Source organism: Massilia sp. CT11-108, from assembly GCF_047302915.1.
Taxonomy (GTDB): Bacteria; Pseudomonadota; Gammaproteobacteria; order Burkholderiales; family Burkholderiaceae_D; genus Telluria; species Telluria orientalis.
Genome location: NZ_JBKYMO010000019.1, coordinates 12601 through 31314 on the forward strand (window position 1 = coordinate 12601; position 18714 = coordinate 31314).

General features: G+C 64.1%; 12 protein-coding genes and 1 pseudogene. 11 read left to right on the forward strand and 2 right to left on the reverse strand.

Annotated features, from left to right (window positions below; all coding sequences use genetic code 11):
* Window positions 1-16: 16 nt before the first annotated feature.
* Together ACEN88_RS03865 and ACEN88_RS03870 are read right to left on the reverse strand one after the other, a co-directional pair.
* Window positions 17-2704 carry a TonB-dependent receptor gene (locus tag ACEN88_RS03865; protein WP_413337483.1) on the reverse strand — a complete coding sequence of 896 codons (2688 nt, stop codon included), beginning with the start codon at window positions 2702-2704 and terminating at the stop codon, window positions 17-19.
* Window positions 2705-3003: 299 nt separating this feature from the next.
* Window positions 3004-4620: an NAD(P)/FAD-dependent oxidoreductase gene (locus ACEN88_RS03870; RefSeq protein WP_413337484.1), complete on the reverse strand. Its 1617-nt coding sequence runs from the start codon at window positions 4618-4620 to the stop codon at window positions 3004-3006.
* A 702-nt stretch (window positions 4621-5322) separates the two neighbouring features.
* Between ACEN88_RS03870 and ACEN88_RS03875 the strand changes: the two genes are divergently transcribed.
* From ACEN88_RS03875 to ACEN88_RS03925, 11 genes and pseudogenes are all read left to right on the forward strand, one after another.
* The gene (locus tag ACEN88_RS03875) at window positions 5323-8196 is read left to right on the forward strand and encodes a TonB-dependent receptor domain-containing protein (protein ID WP_413337485.1); all 2874 of its coding nucleotides are present in this window, start codon (window positions 5323-5325) and stop codon (window positions 8194-8196) included.
* A gap of 112 nt (window positions 8197-8308) precedes the next feature.
* Window positions 8309-8521 (forward strand): annotated as a pseudogene (locus ACEN88_RS03880) (TetR/AcrR family transcriptional regulator); the annotation flags it as partial.
* A 57-nt stretch (window positions 8522-8578) separates the two neighbouring features.
* Complete coding sequence (locus ACEN88_RS03885; protein WP_413337494.1) at window positions 8579-10264, forward strand: alginate lyase family protein; 1686 nt, start codon at window positions 8579-8581, stop codon at window positions 10262-10264.
* 43 nt (window positions 10265-10307) lie between these two features.
* Window positions 10308-11438, forward strand: coding sequence for a non-hydrolyzing UDP-N-acetylglucosamine 2-epimerase (gene wecB / locus ACEN88_RS03890; protein WP_413337486.1), 1131 nt, complete (start codon window positions 10308-10310; stop codon window positions 11436-11438).
* A 13-nt stretch (window positions 11439-11451) separates the two neighbouring features.
* Complete coding sequence (locus ACEN88_RS03895; protein WP_413337487.1) at window positions 11452-12201, forward strand: WecB/TagA/CpsF family glycosyltransferase; 750 nt, start codon at window positions 11452-11454, stop codon at window positions 12199-12201.
* 138 nt (window positions 12202-12339) lie between these two features.
* Window positions 12340-13338, forward strand: a complete 999-nt coding sequence (gene galE / locus ACEN88_RS03900; protein ID WP_413337488.1) for a UDP-glucose 4-epimerase GalE — start codon at window positions 12340-12342, stop codon at window positions 13336-13338.
* 18 nt (window positions 13339-13356) lie between these two features.
* Window positions 13357-14523, forward strand: coding sequence for a sugar phosphate nucleotidyltransferase (locus tag ACEN88_RS03905; RefSeq protein WP_413337489.1), 1167 nt, complete (start codon window positions 13357-13359; stop codon window positions 14521-14523).
* The gene (locus ACEN88_RS03910; RefSeq protein ID WP_413337490.1) at window positions 14520-15938 is read left to right on the forward strand and encodes a mannose-1-phosphate guanylyltransferase/mannose-6-phosphate isomerase; all 1419 of its coding nucleotides are present in this window, start codon (window positions 14520-14522) and stop codon (window positions 15936-15938) included. Before ACEN88_RS03905 ends, ACEN88_RS03910 begins: the two co-directional genes overlap by 4 nt.
* Window positions 15939-16065: 127 nt before the next feature.
* On the forward strand, window positions 16066-16779 hold the full coding sequence (locus ACEN88_RS03915) for a PEP_CTERM-anchored TLD domain-containing protein (protein ID WP_413337491.1): 714 nt from the start codon (window positions 16066-16068) through the stop codon (window positions 16777-16779).
* Window positions 16780-16854: 75 nt separating this feature from the next.
* Entirely contained in the window at window positions 16855-17883 is a 1029-nt protein-coding gene (locus ACEN88_RS03920) for a TIGR03790 family protein (RefSeq protein ID WP_413337492.1), read from the forward strand.
* Window positions 17884-17985: 102 nt separating this feature from the next.
* Window positions 17986-18714 (forward strand): lamin tail domain-containing protein (locus ACEN88_RS03925; protein ID WP_413337493.1); only part of this gene is annotated, 729 nt, incomplete at its 3' end.

Here is an 18714-nt window from a genome sequence, read left to right on the forward strand (position 1 = left end):
CTGCGAGCGGTTCAGCTTAGAACGTGTAGTTCACGCGCGCGTAGAAGGTGCGGCCCAGCGGATCCGTGTAACGCGGATCGTAGCCGGCCTGGAACGTGTAGTCCTGGTACGACAGCGGCGGATCCTTGTCCAGCAGGTTGCGCACGCCGACGGTCAGGCCCAGGCCCTTCTTCTGCTGCCATGCGCCGAACAGGTCGAACGTCGTGTAGGAGGCGACGTGGTTGGTCGGATCCTGGTCGATGTAGCCGCTCTTGTAGCGGGCGGTCAGGCCGGCCGACCAGGCGTCGCGGTTCCACACCACGTTGTTGGTCGACTGCCAGCGGAACACCGGACCCGTGCCCGAGTACACGCCGACGTTCTGGTGCCACTCGCCGCCTTCCGTGTTCTGGTACTCGTACCTGTGGACGTAGGTCGTGTTCGACGCGAACGAGAACGTGCCGTAGCCGGCGCTGCGCAGGCGGTAGTTGGCCGACAGGTCGATACCGTTGGTGATGATGCCGCCCAGGTTCTCGTTCAGGCGCTCGATGTAGCCGCAGGTCGCCGGATTCGGGCACTGCGAACCGTCCACCGACAGTTCGCCGGCCGGGTTGCGGTGGTACCGGGAGCCGTACTTGACGTTGTCGGCGAAGATGTCGTCCAGGCTCAGCACGCCGATCTGGTGGTCCAGCTTCAGGGCCCAGATGTCGACGCCGACGCTCAGGCCTTTCAGCGGCTCGATCATGATGCCCAGCGTGGCGTTCTTCGACTTCTCGGGCTGCAACGCGGGGTTGCCGCCACCCAGCACCTGGAACTGCTGGCCGCAGTTCGCGGCGCGCGAGTGGCCAGGCAGCGGGTTACCGCCCGGGCAGTTGACCGGGTCGTCATACGTGCCGGCGCTGTTGGTGAAGGTCTGGGCCGAGTGGATGTCGTACAGCGACGGGGCACGGAAGCCGGTCGAGTACGAACCACGCACCAGCACGGCCTGCGTCGGCTGCCAGCGGAACGACACTTTCGGGTTCGTCGTGTTGCCGAAGTCGCTGTACTTGTCGTAGCGGACCGAGCCCGTCACGTCCAGGGTCTTGAGGATCGGCACGTTCAGTTCGCCGTAGACGGCGTACGTGTGACGCGAGCCCGAGTTGAGCGTGTTCGGGTCGATACCGGTCGAAGCGACGACCTTCTCGGCGAACTCGGTATTCGCGGCGCTCGTGAACTTGTCGTACGTCGTTTGCGCGCCCAGCGCCACGGCGGCGCCGCGGCCGGCGTTCAGCCAGTCGCCCAGCTCGCGGCTGGCGTGGAAGTCGAGGCCCGTGGTCTGGCCGCGCGCGGTCTGGATGGTGCCCGACAGTGCGGCCGAGTTCAGCAGTGCGGTGCCGGCGGCGGACTGTTCGCCGAACGGGTTGATGATGCCGTCGCGGACGCCTTGGGTGATGAGGCCGCCGTCGCTGTAGCCGAACAGCTGCTCCTGCACGCGGTTCTCGTTCCACGAGACGGCGCCGTCATAGTCCCAACCGGCGACGTTGCCGTTGAGCGAGACGACCAGGCGTTGCTGGCGGTTCGTGTTCTTGTCCTGGCGCACGCCGTTCGGGATGTCGCGCCATTTCACGTGCGCGAAGCCCGGCTTCACGCCGGCCGGCATGAACGGTTCGGTGTAGGTCGGGTCCAGGCCGGCCGGGTAGTACGGGTTGGCCGTGCCGTCCGGGCGCAGGCGGTTCATGTACAGGCCGCCGTACGGGACCTGGGCGATGGTGGTGCCCACGACGCTCTGGCTCGTCAGGTACTCGACGCCCAGTTCGTGCTGGCCCAGTTTCAGGGTGCCGCGGATCAGGCCGGAGTCGCGGATGTTGCGCGGGATGTAGTCGACGAACGACGAGGTCGTCATGATGCAGCCGGAACCGCCGTCCGGGATCGTGTGCACGCCGGTCGTGCAGCCCGGGCCGGCCGGGTTGACGCTGTCGCCGCCCTGGTAGTAGTTGGCCGGGAAGGTCGACGTCGACAGGCCGCCCGGGTAACGGGTGTTGTACGAGCGGTCGGTGCCGGTCAGCGGGTACTGTTCCTGGTGGTCGATCACGGCCGAGATGTTCCAGCCCTGCGTATCCAGGTCACCCCAGCCCAGCGCGACGTTCGCGTTGATCGAACGGCCGCCGCCATGCGACGGGACGTCTTCGCCGAAGGTGGCACTGCCGCCCTGGTAGTTTTTCTTCGTGATGAAGTTGATCACGCCGCCCACGGCGTCGGAGCCGTACAGCGACGATGCGCCGTCGCGCAGCACTTCGACGCGCTCGAGCGCGGCGAACGGGATCATGTTCAGGTCCGGTGCCGAGCTGTCGTAGGCGTTGTTCGCCAGGCGGCGGCCGTTCAGCAGCACCAGGGTCTTGTTCTGACCGATGCCGCGCAGGTTGGCGAACGATGCGCCGCCCGTGCTGGAACCGACCGACTGGCTGGTGCCTTGCTGGGCTTGCGAGACGCTCAGGTTCGACATCACCTGTTCGATGGTGGTGAGACCTTCCTTCTTCAGGTCTTCGACACGAAGCACGGTAACGGGTACGGCCGTTTCCGCATCGATACGCTTGATCGCCGAGCCGGTGATTTCCACACGCGCGATCGGCGCCTGTTGCACTTCCTGGGTTTGTGCCAGGGCGGTGCCGGCAAAACCGAAGCCGGCTGCCAGCGTCGTGCCGGAGAATACGAGGCGCAGGGTGCGCGCCATGGTTTTTTCTGTGAGCATCTCTTGGTTCCTGTTTTTGTAGGTTACAAGTTTGAAATAGTGGATCGCCAATATTTCAAGAACAGTAAACATACACCACAGAAACTAAAATTCGCGCAAATTTGTGGTGTAATTACGTCAAAAACAGACAGATTTGCATTAGCGCTTGTAAGAATCTGAAACAATATTTCTTTGTGAAATTAAGTATGTATGTACGACATGTTTTTGTACATATGTCTCAATTGGCGGAAATACGTTGTTTCGGCCATGCGGGCGCGCGCCGGCCGTGCGACCGGCGCCGGGGATGAGGCAGTGGAAGATCAGCCGACCATGGCCAGTGCGACGGCTTCCGCGACGCGGATGCCATCGATCGCAGCCGACATGATGCCGCCCGCGTAGCCGGCGCCTTCGCCGGCCGGATACAGCCCTGCCGTGTTCAGGCTCTGCAGGTTGTCGTCGTGGCGCTTGATGCGGATCGGCGACGACGTGCGGGTCTCGACGCCGGTCAGCACGGCGTCTTCCTTGTAGTAACCCTTGATCTGCTTGTCGAATGCGACGAAGGCTTCGCGCAGCGCGACGGTGGCATAGTCGGGCAGGGCCGGGGCGAGATCGGTCAGGTGCACGGCCGGCTTGAACGATGGCGTCACGCTGCCGAATTCTTTCGACGGCACGCCGCGCACGAAGTCGCCCATCAACTGGCCTGGGGCATCGTAATTGCTGCCGCCCAGCACGAAGGCGCGCGATTCCAGTTCGCGCTGGAAGGCGATGCCGGCCAGCGGATGGCCCGGATAGTCGGCCGGGGTGATGCCGACGACGACCGCGCTGTTGGCATTGCGCTCGGCGCGGGAATACTGGCTCATGCCGTTCGTGACGACGCGGCCTTCCTCGGACGAGGCGGCCACGACGGTACCGCCCGGGCACATGCAGAAGCTGTACACGCTGCGGCCGTTGGAAGCATGGTGGACGATCTTGTAGTCGGCCGCGCCGAGGATCTTGTTGCCGGCGTTCGGGCCGAAGCGGCAGACGTCGATCAGCGATTGCGGGTGCTCGACGCGGAAGCCGATCGAGAACGGTTTTGCTTCGACATACACGCCGCGGTCGTACAGCATCTCGAACGTGTCGCGCGCGCTGTGCCCGACGGCCATCACGAGGTGGCGGGTCGGCATGGTCTCGCCCGTATGCAGCTTGACGCCCACGACCTGGCGCGCGTTGCCTTCCCCCTCGATCAGCACGTCTTCCACGCGCGTCTCGAAGCGGATTTCCCCGCCCAGCGCGAGGATTTCCGCGCGCATCTGTTCCACCATTTTCACCAGACGGAACGTACCGATGTGCGGCTTGCTGACGTACAGGATTTCTTCCGGCGCGCCCGACTTCACGAATTCGTTCAGGACCTTGCGGCCATAGTGTTTCGGATCCTTGACCTGGCTGTACAGCTTGCCGTCCGAGAAGGTGCCGGCGCCGCCTTCGCCGAACTGCACGTTCGATTCCGTGTTCAGCTTGCGCTTGCGCCAGAAGCCGAAGGTGTCGACGGTACGCTCGCGCACGATCTTGCCGCGTTCCAGCACGAGCGGCTTGAAGCCCATCTGGGCCAGGATCAGCGCCACGAACAGTCCGCACGGACCCATGCCCACGATCACCGGCCGCGGCGTGCCCGGTGCGGGCAGGGCCTTGGTCACGAACTTGTAGCCGGTGTCGGGCGCCGGGACGATGTGCGGATCGCGCGCCAGCCGGGCCAGCACGGCCGCCTCGTCGCGGACTTCCACGTCGAGGGCGTAGATCAGGACGATGGCGGTCTTCTTGCGCGCGTCGTAGCTGCGCTTGTAGACCGTGAAGTCGATCAGGTCGTCGCCGGCGATGCCAAGCCGGCCGACGATGGCGTCGCGCAGGGCGTGGTCGGGGTGATTCAGGGGCAGTTTGAGTTCGTTAATTCGCAGCATGATGATTGGTGGGCCGGCGCGCGGCGGCGCCGGACGGGCGCCGTGCCGGCGGCGGCAGATCGGTACAGGCGCCAGTATAAGGCATCGGCCACCCGGACCGGCAGGAAAGGCCGCATCCGATGACCGGATGGATGAGCCGGTTTCCCTCGTTTTGTGTTGTAGGCAAGCAACCGACGTTGGCCTCCCCCCATGCATGGTGGCAACGTGAACATCATACGCAGGGAACGCGTTTCCAACCGAAATGCGTAACGTTCAGAATTTTCCTGTTGCGGTGCGTTGAGGATATTCGGCATCGAAAGCAACCAATATGCATGCCAAGTTCTTCTGACTCACTTCGATAGTGCAATATTTGTTCAAAACAAAACCCTTTATGGTGCTGCGCCGCACCAGGGAAAAGCGTGAATTCTTCGGCGCTTTAAATGTGTTGTTTATACACATTTCGGCAATTGTGTTTTATTGACACTTTTGCTTTTGCTATGGTTTTATCGACAAATCAGTAACGTTTGATATCCAGGAAACGTTAATTGAGAGGGTTCGTCCTACAGGGCGAATGATGAAAAAACACAGCAATTAGTGTGGAAGTCACCAGTAGTTTAAACGCACCAGGCCAAAAGCCTTTGCAGGCAACGGGGTGCAAGCGTCGTGCCTGCATGTGGTGAACGTAAAAAACCACTTTGAGAGATCCGAGAAGGAGAAGTATTCATGACGTTTAAATTGAAGTCGATGCCATTGGCGATTTCGTGCGTTCTTGCCAGCGGCGCGTTGCTGGCAGCACCAGCAATGGCCCAGACGCAAGACGCAGTCAGCGCCCAGACCCCGGCGCGCGTTGTCGTCACCGGTTCGCTGATCAGCCGTACCGACACCGAAACTCCCACCCCCGTGCAGGTGTTGACGGCCGCCGACATCCAGAAAAGCGGCAAGACCTCCGTCGCCGAGCTGCTGAACGACCTCGCCGCCAACGGCCAGGGCACGCTTGGCACCGGCTTCTCCGGCGCATTCGCGAACGGCGCTTCGGGCGTGTCGTTGCGCGGCCTGACGGTCGGCGCGACCCTCGTGCTCGTCGACGGCCACCGCCTCGCCCCATATCCGCTGTCCGACGACTCGCAACGTTCCTTCGTCGACGTTTCCTCGATTCCATTCGACGCCATCGACTCCATCGAAGTGCTGAAGAGCGGCGCCTCGTCGCTGTACGGCTCGGACGCGATTGCCGGTGTCGTCAACATCAAGCTGAAGAAAAACCTGAACGGCACGCGCCTCGCGGCCGAAACCGGCAACACGCAGCACGGCGGCGGCAAGACGCACCGCGGCTCGATCAGCACCGGTATCGGCGACCTGGACAACGACGGCTACAACGCCTTCGTGACGGCCGAATGGCGCCGCCAGGGCAACATCAAGGTCAAGGACCGTTCGCAGTTCGAATGGGACAACGCCGACTGGCGTTCGCGGGGCGGCAACAACCTGAACCTGGGCGTGCCGACCGCGGTCAACAGCTTCCTCACCCCCACCAATACGCCGTTCCTGTACAACCCGTCGGGCACCGGCGGCGTCAACAACGCGGCCAACTTCACCTTCCTGGACCCGTCCAAGTGTAACTACCAGAAATACATGGCAGGGGAGTGCGCCGTCACCAACAACGACGGCTTTATCCAGCCGGAAACCGAGAACATCAACCTGCTGGTCGGCTTGACCAAGAAGCTGAACCAGGATTGGGAACTGGCGTTCAAGGGCTCGATGTTCCAGCGCAAGAGTCTGAACAACCGCGGTACGCCGTACCTGGCGTACACCCCGACCGCGTTCAACGGCAACACGGTCGTCGCGCAAGGCTCGGCAACGCCGGGCGTCAACGCGTTCGGCTCGACCCTGTTCGCACCGGGCGCCGCGGTCGGCAAGGGCTTCACGAATCCGTACGCAAACAATGCCCGCCTGTACGGCTACATCCCGGACGTCGATCCGGACCGCACGCTGGACAACACGGCGACGACCACCCGATTCGCCCTCGACCTGCACGGCAGCGCCTACGGCTGGGACATCAACGCCGCCGGCGGCATCACCAAGGTCAAGACCGACATCGACTACAGCGGCTACGTGAACCGCTTCGCCCTGTACACGGCGCTGCGCAACGGCACGTGGAACCCGATTGGCGGCAACGACCCGTCCCTGGTCGCGCAGATCTCGCCGCGCTTCTCGAACTCGCTGGAATCGAAGCTGAACTACCTGGACCTCGTCGGTTCGCGCGAACTGATGCAGCTGGGCGCGGGCCCGCTGGCCCTGGCGGCCGGCGTGCACTGGCACAAGCGTGAGCAGAACGCGCCGCCGGCCTCGCTCACCGCGAACGGCACGGTTGCCAGCACGACCGCGTTCGTGATCGGCGACGAGACCAACTCGGCCGTCTTCGCCGAACTGCAGGCGAGCCCGATCAAGAGTCTCGAGCTGCACGTCTCGAGCCGCTACGACCACTACGACACCTACGGCAATTCGTTCACGCCGGCGGCCAGCTTCAAGTGGACCCCGGTCCAGTCGTTCGCCGTGCGCGGCACTTTCGCCCGCGGCTTCCGCGCGCCGAACCCGGCCGAGGTGGGCAACGCCGGTTCGATCTTCACGTTCAACACGATCAGCGACCCGATCCTGTGCCCGGACGGCAAGAAGACGACGAAAGGCAACGTACCGACCGCATGCGGCATCTCGCCGATCTACGTGCAGTCGACCAGCAAGGACCTGTCGCCCGAGAAATCGAAATCGTTCACGCTGGGTATCGTCGCCGAGCCGATCCGCGGCCTGAACGCGACCCTGGACTACTACAACATCAAGGTCAACAACCAGGTCGTGACGTCGGCCGGTAACGACCCGTCGTACGTCCCGGTCTGGGTGCGTGCGCCGGCCCTGCCGGTCGATATCGCGACCGGCGTCGGCACCGGCACTGCCGTGGGCACGCCGGTCGTCGGTCCGATCCAGTACGCGCTGTCGCCGTACATCAATGCCGGCTCGACCAAGACGAGCGGTATCGAAGCGGATGTGGGCTACCGCTGGCGCCTGCCGAGCGACATGGGCATCGTGCGTGCAAACCTGAGCGCTGCCCATACGTTCAGCTACATCACCGAGGTGGCCGGCACGTCGTTCCAGCTGGCCGGCACGCATGGTCCGTCGGTCGTGTCCGGTGCAACGGGCAGCCCGAAAGACCGCGCCCAGTTCACGCTGGGTTACGCCCGCGGTCCGCTGGACATCACGGCGACGGTCAACTACACGAGCGACTTCACGACCCTGGACCCGGCGATCCCGGCGAACGACTGCGCGACGACCGCAGGCGACGTCGGCGGCCGCCTGTACTTCGACGGCCTGGATCAGCCGGCCTACTACTGCCACGTTGCGTCGTTCACGACGACCAACCTGAACCTGCAGTACAAGCTGAGCCAGAACCTGACGCTGAAGGGTTCGATCCTGAACCTGTTTGACCGCCAGCCGCCGATCGACGTGGCCACCTACGGCAACTCGGGCACGCAAACCGCGTACAACGCGTCGCTGCACCAGGCCGGCGCCGTGGGCCGTTTCTACAGCCTCGGCCTGAACTACACGTTCTGACGATGCGATCCTGAGCCCGGCGCCACCGGGCTGCTGGCCGCCCCGCAATGGACATCGTCCACTGCGGGGCGGTTTTTTTTGTCCGGACGCGCCCCGGTGGCGATTTGCTGATATGATGACCGTCATGCGAAAGAAATCGAACAAGTCGTCCGCGCAAAGCCGCAAGGAAGCCACCCACGAGCGCATCGTCGACGTCGCGGCGCGCGCCATCCGGCGCAGCGGCTACGACGGTATGGGCGTGGCCGACATCATGAAGGAAGCGGGCCTGACGCACGGCGGGTTTTACGCGCACTTCGCGTCGCGCGACGCGCTGCTGGCGGACGCCGACAGCATCTGCGCCGGCCACGTCGTCCTGTTCGCCAACCGCCGGTTCGACGTCGGCATGCCGCCCGTGTGGAACCGCGATCCGGACACCGGCGTCGTGGGGCCGGGCATCTACGCGGGCGACATCACGATCACGAACCGCGAACAGGTCGGCGACATCAAGCACGTGTGGGAACTGAACCGCCACCTGCACCTCGTGCGCCTCGCGCAGGCGTGGGCCGTGACGAACGACGTCGCCTGGCTGCACGCGCTGCAGACGCAGCTGCGCAGCTGGCTCGACCAGTGCCCGCCGCTCGTCGGCCCCAACTGGACGAGCTCGCTGGAACTGGGCATCCGCCTCATCAACTGGGGCCTCGTGTGGCAAATGATCGGCGGCGAGGGCAGCGGCCTGTTCGCGGGCGAGGAGGGCCAGCGCCTGCGCGCCGACTGGCTGGACAGCATTCACGCCCATTGCAGCGCGATCGCGCGTCACCTGTCCCGCCATTCGTCGGCGAACAATCATTTGATCGGCGAACTGGCCGGCCTCTACGTGGGCGCGTCGATCTGGCCGTGCTGGAAGTCGTCGGGCGCGTGGCTGGAACAGGCGCGGCGCGAACTGGAGCACGAAGCGCAGGCGCAGTTCTCGCGCGACGGCGTGAACCGCGAGCAGGCGTTCGCGTACCACATCTTTTCCTCCGAATTCCTGTTCGTGGCGGGCCTCGTCGGCCAGGCCTGCGACCACCCGTTCTCGCGCGCCTACTGGACCGCGTTGCTGCGCGCGCTGCGTTTCCTGCGCTCCGTGCGCGACCTGAAAGGCAACGTGCCGATGGTCGGCGATGCGGACGACGGCATCGTGTTCCGGCTGGATTCTCCCGCCAACGACCGCGCCGAACAATTGCTCGCGCTGGGCGACGCTGTGCTGCGCCGCATGCCGCCCACGCACCCCGGCGTGCGCTGGCTGTTGCATACCTTGCCCGGCAAGCGGCCGGAAGCGGATCCGCACGAATCGGAGACGGGCTGGGCGTTCCCGGACGGGGGTTATTTGCTGTTCGGGTCGCACTTCGGCGAGCCTGGCGAAATCAAGGGCATGGTCGATTGCGGCCCGCTGGGCTATCTCGGCATCGCCGCGCACGGCCACGCGGACGCGCTGGCGCTGACCCTGTCCATCGGCGGCGAAGAGTGCCTCGTCGATCCCGGCACGTATTCGTACTGGCAGGAACCGAAGTGGCGCGATTACTTCCGCGGCACGTCGGCGCACAACACGGTGCGGATCGACGGGCTCGACCAGTCGGTCTCGGGCGGACGCTTCATGTGGCTGAAAAAGGCGCGGGCCTCGATCGAGCGCATGCCGCAATCGCCGCACGAATTCGATTTCCGCGGTTCGCACGACGGTTACGAGCGCCTCGCCGATCCCGTCCGGCACATGCGCAGCGTCCGGTTCGACGCGGCCAGCGCGACCCTCACGGTGCGCGACGAGATCGCCGCCAAGAAACATCACCAGGTCGAGCTGTTCTGGCATTTCGCGCCCGGCCTGGACGTGCGCCTGAACAGCGCCGGCCTGCACGTGCGGGGCAAGCGCTTCGCGCTGCAGATGCATGCGCACGGCGCGGACCTGAAGCTGGAACTGGTGCGCGGCAACGAAAATCCGCCGCTCGGCTGGTACTCGCGCTGCTATGAAAGCAGGCAGCCATGCGACGTTCTGAAGGTCAGCACCGTATCGTCCGCCGTTCCGGTCGAGTGCAAGTTTACAATAACGTTTTTCTAACAGCGTTTTTCCATAATTTCCATAACTAAAGGGATTGTTTCAAATGCTCATCTATCTGGTCGCAGGTGCCCGCCCCAACTTCATGAAAATCGCGCCGATCGTGCGCGCGCTGCAGGCACGCGCGGATGCGCCGGCGTTCAAGATCATCCACACGGGGCAGCACTACGACCGCGAGATGAACGACGTGTTCTTCGAAGAACTGGGCATCCCGCAGCCGGACGTGTTCATGGCGGCAGGCGGCGGCAGCCACGCCCAGCAGACGGCCAAGATCATGATCGGCTTCGAAGAGCTGTGCCAGGGCGAGCGCCCGGACGCCGTGCTCGTCGTGGGCGACGTGAACTCGACGCTCGCGTGCTCGATCGTCGCCAAGAAACTCAATATCCCGGTCGCCCACGTCGAGGCCGGCCTGCGCAGCGGCGACATGGCGATGCCGGAGGAAATCAACCGCCTCGTCACCGACAGCATCTCCGACTGGTTCTTCGTCACGGAACCGGCCGCCCTGGAACACCTGCGCCGCGAAGGCAAGAAGGACGGCGCGATCCACTACGTCGGCCACGTGATGGTCGACAACGTGCTGTACCAGGCCGAGAAATTGAGCAGCGCGGACACGTCCGCGTTCGAGACGAGCAAGTGGAAGGCCGAACGCAAAAAAGGGGGCAACGGCGCAGGCCAGCGCTACGGCGTGGTGACCCTGCATCGTCCGAGCAACGTCGACGATGCGGCCACGTTCACGCGCATCGCCGGCGCGCTGAAGGAGATCGCGGCCGACCTGCCGCTGATCTTCCCCGTGCACCCGCGCACCCGCGCGAACCTCGAGAAATTCGGCATCGACCTGGGCCCGAACGTCACGCTGGCGGGCCCGCAGGCGTACATGGCCTTCCTGAACCTGTGGAAGGACGCGGCCGTCGTGCTGACGGACAGCGGCGGCCTGCAGGAAGAAACGACGGCGCTGGGCGTGCCCTGCGTCACGATCCGCGAGAACACGGAACGTCCCGTGACCGTGGACGAAGGTTCGAACGTGCTGGCCGGCACCGACCCGGCCGCGATCCTCCTCGAGGCGCGCAAGATCCTGCGCGGCGAGGGCAAGCAGGGCCGCCGGCCGCATCTGTGGGACGGCCGTGCGGCGGAACGCATCGTGGACGTCCTGACGAAGGAAATCCGCGGGCAAAGTTAATCATGAGGTAGACATGAACGAGCGCATCACGCTGATGGGGTGCTCCATCGACAACCTGACGATGGAAGAGACATTGCAGACGGTCGAGGGGTTCATCCATACAGGACGGCCCCATCAACACGTGGTGGTCAACGTCGACAAGCTGGTCAAGGCCAGCCGCGATCCGGAACTGCGCCGGATCATCAACGATTGCGCGCTCGTGAATGTCGATGGCATGCCGGTCGTGTGGGCGTCGCGCCTGCTGGGCCGGCCGCTGAAGGAACGGGTCGCGGGCTGCGACCTGTTCGAGGCGCTGATGCGGCGCGCGGGCGAGAAGGGCTGGCGCGTGTTCCTGCTCGGCGCCAGGGAAGACGTGGTGGGCAAGGTGGCGTCCACGTACCGGCACAGATATCCGAACCTGGTGCTGGCCGGCTACCGCAACGGTTACTGGAAGGGCGAGGCGGAAGAGGCGGACGTGGTCGAACAGATCCGCGCCGCGCGCCCCGACCTGTTGTTCGTGGCGATCAGTTCGCCGAAAAAAGAGCAGTTCCTCGGCCGCTGGCAGGCCGAGATGAAGGTGCCGTTCGCCATGGGCGTCGGTGGTACCTTCGACGTGGCGATCGGACACGTGAAGCGCGCGCCGCTCTGGATGCAGAAATCCGGGCTGGAATGGTTCTACCGTTTCCTGCAGGAGCCGCGCCGTATGTTCCGTAGATATTTTATCGAGGACATGGCCTTCATCTGGCTGTTCCTCAAGGAGTTGAAGTTGAAGGGCGCACGATAGCGTCCACGAGGTTGTAGTACACCAAAACACCAGACAGGGATGGCGCGGGGGACTCTTTCCGCGCCGACAACATAACGATGCGCGCCGGCTCCAGCAAGAGCACGGCGGCAGCAACACTTTTACGAAAGAAGAGCATTCATGAAGATTCTCGTTACTGGCGGCATGGGTTACATCGGTTCGCACACCGTCGTGGAACTGCAGAACGCCGGCCACGACGTGGTCGTGTACGACAACCTGTACAACGCGGTGCGTTCCGTGCAAGACCGCGTGCAAAAGATCACCGGCAAGCCGTTCGTCTTCGTCGAAGGCGACATCCGCGACCGCGCGGCCATGGAAGCCGTGTTCGGTGCCCACAAGATCGATGCCGTGATCCACTTCGCCGGCCTGAAGGCGGTCGGCGAATCGGTGGCGCAGCCGCTGCGCTACTACGACAACAACGTCTACGGCAGCGTCGCGCTGTTCGAGACGATGGCCAAGTTCGGCTGCAAGACGCTCGTGTTCTCGTCGTCGGCCACCGTGTACGGCGATCCGGCCTCGGTGCCGATCAAGGAGGACTTCCCGCTGTCGGCCACCAATCCGTATGGCCGCAGCAAGCTGATGATCGAAGACATCCTGCGCGACGTGTTCAAGGCCGAGCCGGACTGGCGCATCGCCCTGCTGCGCTATTTCAACCCGGTGGGCGCCCATGAAAGCGGCCTGATCGGCGAGGAGCCGAACGGCATCCCCAACAACCTGGTGCCGTACATCGCCCAGGTCGCCAACGGCCAGCGCGAAAAACTGTCCGTGTTCGGCGGCGACTACCCGACGCCGGACGGCACCGGCATGCGCGACTACATCCACGTCGTCGACCTGGCCATCGGCCACGTCAAGACCCTGGACAAGCTGGCACAGGGTGCCGGCCTGCACACGTACAACCTCGGCACCGGCAACGGCAATAGCGTGCTGGAAATGGTGCATGCCTTCGAGAAGGCATGCGGCAAACCGATTGCCTACCAGATCGTTGACCGTCGCCCCGGCGACATTGCCAAGTGCTACGCCGACCCGACGAAAGCGCGCGAGGAACTCGGTTGGACCGCGCAGCGTGACATCGCTCAGATGTGCGCTGATTCCTGGCGCTACCAGACTACTCCAAAATAAACGTATGAGGACCGAACCATGAAAGCGATGATTCTTGCAGCAGGCAAAGGTACGCGTGTACGTCCGTTGACCTATGACCTGCCGAAACCGATGATCCCCGTGCTGGGCAAGCCCGTGATGGCCTACCTGATCGAGCACCTGCGCAAGCACGGCGTGACCGAGATCATGGTGAACGTCAGCCACCTGCACGAAAAGATCGAGGAATACTTCGGCGAGGGCGAGCAGTACGGCGTCCAGATCGGCTATTCCTTCGAAGGCTACACGAAGGAAGATGGCGAAGTCGTTGCCGTGCCGATCGGTTCGGCCGGCGGCATGAAGAAGATCCAGGAATTCGGCGGCTTCTTCGACGACACGACCATCGTCCTGTGCGGCGACGCGCTGATCGACCTGGACCTCAAGGCTGCCCTGGCGGAGCATCGCCGCAAGGGCGCCGTGGCGTCCGTCATCACGAAGGAAGTCCCGTGGGACAAGGTGTCGAGCTATGGCGTCGTCGTGACCGACCAGAATGGCCGCATCACCCAGTTCCAGGAAAAGCCGAAGCAGGAAGAGGCGCTGTCGAACTTCATCAGCACCGGCATCTACATCTTCGAACCGGAAGTGATCGACCTGATCCCGTCGGGCGTGGAGTTCGACATCGGTTCCCAGCTGTTCCCGCTGCTGGCCGAAAAGGGCATGCCGTTCTATGCCCAGGGCCGTCCGTTCAACTGGCTGGACATCGGCAGCGTGAGCGATTACTGGGAAGTGCTGCAGAACGTGCTGACTGGTGAGGTCAACCATATGGATGTGCCGGGCATCCAGATCGAGCCGGGCCTGTGGACCGGCCTGAACACGAGCATCGACTGGCGGGGCACGACGATCAAGGGCCCCGTCTACATCGGTTCCGGCGTCAAGATCGAGGCCGGCGCCACGATCATCGGCCCCACGTGGATCGGCCATGGCAGCCACATCTGCGAGGGTGCCGAGGTCGTCCGTAGTGTGCTTTTCGAGTACACTCGCGTGCTGAACGACGTGACTTTACATGAAATGATCGTTTTCAAAGACTACAGCATCGACCGTGCCGGGGAGATGAAGCATTCCTCCGAGTACAGCTCGTCGGAGTGGCTGAACGCGCGCGACCGTCGCCGCAGCCGGCGCAAAGAGCAGGCCGAAGAAACAGACAAGACATTAGAGAAAGCCAACGCATGAAAATTTACCCAGTCATCCTCTCCGGCGGTGCCGGTACCCGTTTGTGGCCGCTGTCGCGGGCAGTGATGCCCAAGCAGCTGCTGCCGCTGGTGACGGACAAGACGATGCTGCAGGAAACCGCGCTGCGGGTCCGCGGCTGGCCGGGGTTGATGGCGCCGCTGGTGGTTTGTGGCAATGAGCACCGCTTCCTCGTGGCCGAGCAGCTGCGCGGCGTCGGCATCACGCCGCACGGCATCCTGCTCGAGCCGGCGGGCCGCAACACGGCCCCGGCCGTGGCAGCCGCGGCCGCCTTCCTGAAAGCGCAGGATCCGGACGCCGTGATGCTCGTGCTGCCGGCCGACCACGTGATCGAAAAGAACGAAGCGTTCCGCCTCGCGGTGGAACGTGCCGCGGTCCAGGTGGAGCAGGGCGCGCTGGCCACGTTCGGCATCGTGCCGAGCGCCCCGGAAACGGGCTATGGCTACATCCGCCGCGGCGAACCGCTGCCGGGCTGCGACGATTGCTACAAGATCGAGCGCTTCGTCGAAAAGCCGGACCGCAACACGGCCGAAGGCTTCGTCGCCGACGGCGGCTTTTACTGGAACAGCGGCATGTTCATGTTCCGTGCCGACCGCTTCCTGGCCGAGATCGGGAAGCACGCGCCGGCGATCGCCGAGGCTGCCGGCGCCGCCGTGCAGTCGGCGTACCGCGACCTGGACTTCTGCCGCCTGGACGAAGCCGCGTTCGCCGCGAGCCCGTCCGATTCGATCGACTACGCGGTGATGGAACACACGCGCGACGGCGTCGTCGTCGCGGCCGACATCGGCTGGAGCGACGTCGGTTCCTGGTCGGCGCTGGCCGACGTGCAGGACAAGGATGCCAACGGCAATGCGATCCGCGGCGACGTCTACCTCGACAGCACGAGCAACACGCTCGTGCGCGCCGAGAGCCGCATCGTGGCCGTCGTGGGCGTGAAGGACCTCGTCGTCGTCGAGACGAACGATGCCGTGCTCGTCGCGCACAAGGACATGGTCCAGCGCGTGAAGAACGTCGTCGACCACCTCAAGGGCAATGAGCGCACGGAACACCTGTACCACACGAAGGTGTACCGTCCGTGGGGCTATTACGAAGGCATCGACGCGGGCGAACGCTTCCAGGTCAAGCGCATCTGCGTGAAGCCGGGCGAAAAGCTGTCGCTGCAGATGCACCACCACCGCGCCGAGCACTGGATCGTCGTGTCCGGCACGGCCCGCGTCACGTGCGGCGACAACGTCACCCTGCTGTCCGAGAACGAGTCGACGTACATCCCGATCGGCATGACGCACCGCCTGGAAAACCCGGGCAAGCTGCCGCTGCACCTGATCGAAGTGCAGTCCGGCAGCTACCTGGGCGAGGACGACATCGTCCGCTTCGAGGACATCTACAAGCGGGCGTAAGCCCACATCCCCGCGTCCGTATTTCTCGTGCGGACGCGTCTTTTCCTTTAGTTCCGTAGCGCTACAGTGCGTATGGCCGCACGCATGCGGCATACAATGCATCGTCGAAACCCATCGGGGGAACATCATGAAGATGAAGACGATCATCGCGGCATGCGCGCTCGCCGGCGTCGGCGGCACGGCGGCGGCAGGCGATATCATCGGCGGATCTGCTCTGCTGGACGCGGACAGCCACGCCCAACTCGAACGCTGGCTCGGCGCCGGCGAATTCAACCTCAGCAATGTGTACACCCTGCGTCCCGGCGATACGTCGGACGCCTTCCACGCGGGCGCGGACGGGAAGGGCGCGACCTTCACCCTGTTCGACGTGACGAACGACGCCGGCGCCAGCTACCTCGTGGGCGGCTACAACCCGCAGGGCTGGGCGTCGGATGAAGGCTGGCACGAGACCCAGCGCGACTGGCAGCGCACGGCCTTCCTGTTCAACATGACGACGCCGGCCGTGTACCGCCAGGTCCTGACGGACTACGTGCTGCCGAGCCAGGGCTTGCGCCAGACCTATAACGAGGCCGGCTACGGTCCCATCTTCGGTTCCGGACCGGACCTGTACGTCAACGACGCGTTGACGGCGGCCACGTCGTGGCAACTGAGCTATGGAAATCCGGCAAACGAAGGCTACAGCATCATCGACGGCAGCCTGCACGGCGAGATCGTCAAGTTGAATGCAATGGAAGTGTTCGCGATTTCGCCGGTGCCGGAGCCCGGGAACGTCGCGATGCTGCTGGCGGGCATCTGCATCCTGGGCGTTACGGTGCGCAAGCGCACGCTAAGCCATTCCTAAGTTGTTTGCTTTGCAAGCTGTGGCATGATGAACGGGAGCCTCGCGCTCCCGTTTTTCATTACGTTGCCATTGCCCATGACCCGGATCCCGAGACTCTGCCTCTTCCTGTTCCTCGCCGTTTTACTAGCGGCACCTTCTCGTGCCCAATTCGTCAGCGCCTCCCACCTCCAGCCGGATCAACTGGCGATCGTCATCAATGATGCCGAACCGAACAGCGTCAAGGTCGGCGAGTACTACCGCAAGCGGCGCGGCATCCCGGCGGCCAATGTCGTGCACGTGCGCATACCCGGCAAGCCGCACGAGATCAGCCCGGAACGCTTCGCGCAACTGAAGGAAGAGATCGACGCGCACCTGCGGCCCGAGGTGCAGGCGGTGCTGATGGTGTGGACCGCGCCGTACAAGGTCGCGTGTAATTCGATCACGGGCGCGTACAGCCTCGGGTTCGATCCCGACCAGTGCATCAAGACGTGTTTGCCGGGGCGGCCGAGCCCGTACTTCAATTCCAGTTCCCCCCGTCCGTACACCGACCTGAACATCCGCATCTCGATGCTGCTGCCGACGGAATCCGTGGAGCAGGCGAAGGCCCTGATCGACCGCGGCGCCGGTGCGGGCTTCCGGATCGTGCCGGCCACCGCCTACTTCCTGGCGACGTCGGAAAAGGTGCGCAATTCCCGCGCCCAGTTCTTCCCGCCGGCCGGCAGGATCGCCGCGCGCAAGCTGGCGACGAAGACGATGCAGGCCGACGTGCTGGAGGGCGCGCAGGACGTCATGGTCTACGAGACGGGCATGGCCGAGGTCGCCAAACTGGACACGCTGCATTTCCTGCCCGGCGCGCTGGCCGATCACCTGACATCGCTGGGCGGCGACCTGCTCGGCGGCGAGCAGATGAGCAGCCTGCGCTGGCTGGAAGCGGGCGCGACCGCCAGCTATGGCACCGTCAGCGAGCCCTGCAACCACTGGCAGAAATTCCCGAATCCGGCGGTGCTGCTCAAGCACTATGTGCAGGGCAATAGCGCAATCGAGGCCTACTGGAAAAGCGTCGCGTGGCCCACGCAGGGGCTGTTCATCGGGGAGCCGTTGGCCGCGCCTTACCGCAAGCGCTGAATTGGTCCGTTCGGACTAATCCGTGGTCATGATGTTGTCAATTTGTGCATTTAATATACATTTGTTAAGTGTTGCATTGACAAATCATTTCCAGGATAACCCATGACACATTTGCATTCTCCAGGACGCATGACCGTGCTGGCCGCGCTGCTGGCGGCCCTAGCGGCACCCGTGTTCGCCGCGCCGGGCGGCGTCGTCATCAGCCAGGTCTACGGCGGCGGCGGCAACTCAGGCGCCACCTACAAGAACGATTACATCGAGCTGCTGAACACGGGCGACACGGCCGTCACCCTGACGAACTGGAGCGTGCAATACGCATCGGCCACGGGAACGAGCTGGCAGGTAACGAAGCTGCCCGCCAGCGTCACGCTGGCGGCCGGCCAGTACTACCTCGTGCATGAGGCACTGGGCAGCGGCGGCACGGACGCGCTGACGCCGGATGCCACCGGCACCATCACGATGAGTGCGACGGCCGGCAAGGTTGCGCTCGTCAACTCGGTGACGGCCCTGGCCGGCGGCAAGCCCGTCGACAACGTCGTCGACCTCGTCGGCTTCGGCACCACCGCCGGCTATTACGAAGGCTCGGGCGCCACGCCGGCGCCGTCGAACACGCTGGCCGTGCTGCGCAAGAACAATGGCTGCCTGGACTCCGACGACAACAGCAACGACTTCGTCACCGGTTCGGCGGCCCCGCGCAACACGTCCAGCGACCGCGTGTCGTGCAGCGGCGCGCCGCTGCCGCAGCCGATCGTGCTGGTCATGATGTTGTCAATTTGTGCATTTAATATACATTTGTTAAGTGTTGCATTGACAAATCATTTCCAGGATAAC

Excerpts from the sequence above, each read along its gene's own strand:
- ACEN88_RS03875 (WP_413337485.1), top strand. The coding sequence starts at position 5,323 with ATGACGTTTAAATTGAAGTCGATGCCATTGGCGATTTCGTGCGTTCTT.
- ACEN88_RS03885 (WP_413337494.1), top strand. The coding sequence starts at position 8,579 with ATGCCGCCCGTGTGGAACCGCGATCCGGACACCGGCGTCGTGGGGCCG.
- ACEN88_RS03870 (WP_413337484.1), bottom strand. The coding sequence starts at position 4,620 with ATGCTGCGAATTAACGAACTCAAACTGCCCCTGAATCACCCCGACCAC.
- ACEN88_RS03905 (WP_413337489.1), top strand. The coding sequence starts at position 13,357 with ATGAAAGCGATGATTCTTGCAGCAGGCAAAGGTACGCGTGTACGTCCG.
- galE (WP_413337488.1), top strand. The coding sequence starts at position 12,340 with ATGAAGATTCTCGTTACTGGCGGCATGGGTTACATCGGTTCGCACACC.
- ACEN88_RS03915 (WP_413337491.1), top strand. The coding sequence starts at position 16,066 with ATGAAGATGAAGACGATCATCGCGGCATGCGCGCTCGCCGGCGTCGGC.
- ACEN88_RS03920 (WP_413337492.1), top strand. The coding sequence starts at position 16,855 with ATGACCCGGATCCCGAGACTCTGCCTCTTCCTGTTCCTCGCCGTTTTA.
- ACEN88_RS03865 (WP_413337483.1), bottom strand. The coding sequence starts at position 2,704 with ATGCTCACAGAAAAAACCATGGCGCGCACCCTGCGCCTCGTATTCTCC.
- ACEN88_RS03895 (WP_413337487.1), top strand. The coding sequence starts at position 11,452 with ATGAACGAGCGCATCACGCTGATGGGGTGCTCCATCGACAACCTGACG.
- ACEN88_RS03910 (WP_413337490.1), top strand. The coding sequence starts at position 14,520 with ATGAAAATTTACCCAGTCATCCTCTCCGGCGGTGCCGGTACCCGTTTG.
- wecB (WP_413337486.1), top strand. The coding sequence starts at position 10,308 with ATGCTCATCTATCTGGTCGCAGGTGCCCGCCCCAACTTCATGAAAATC.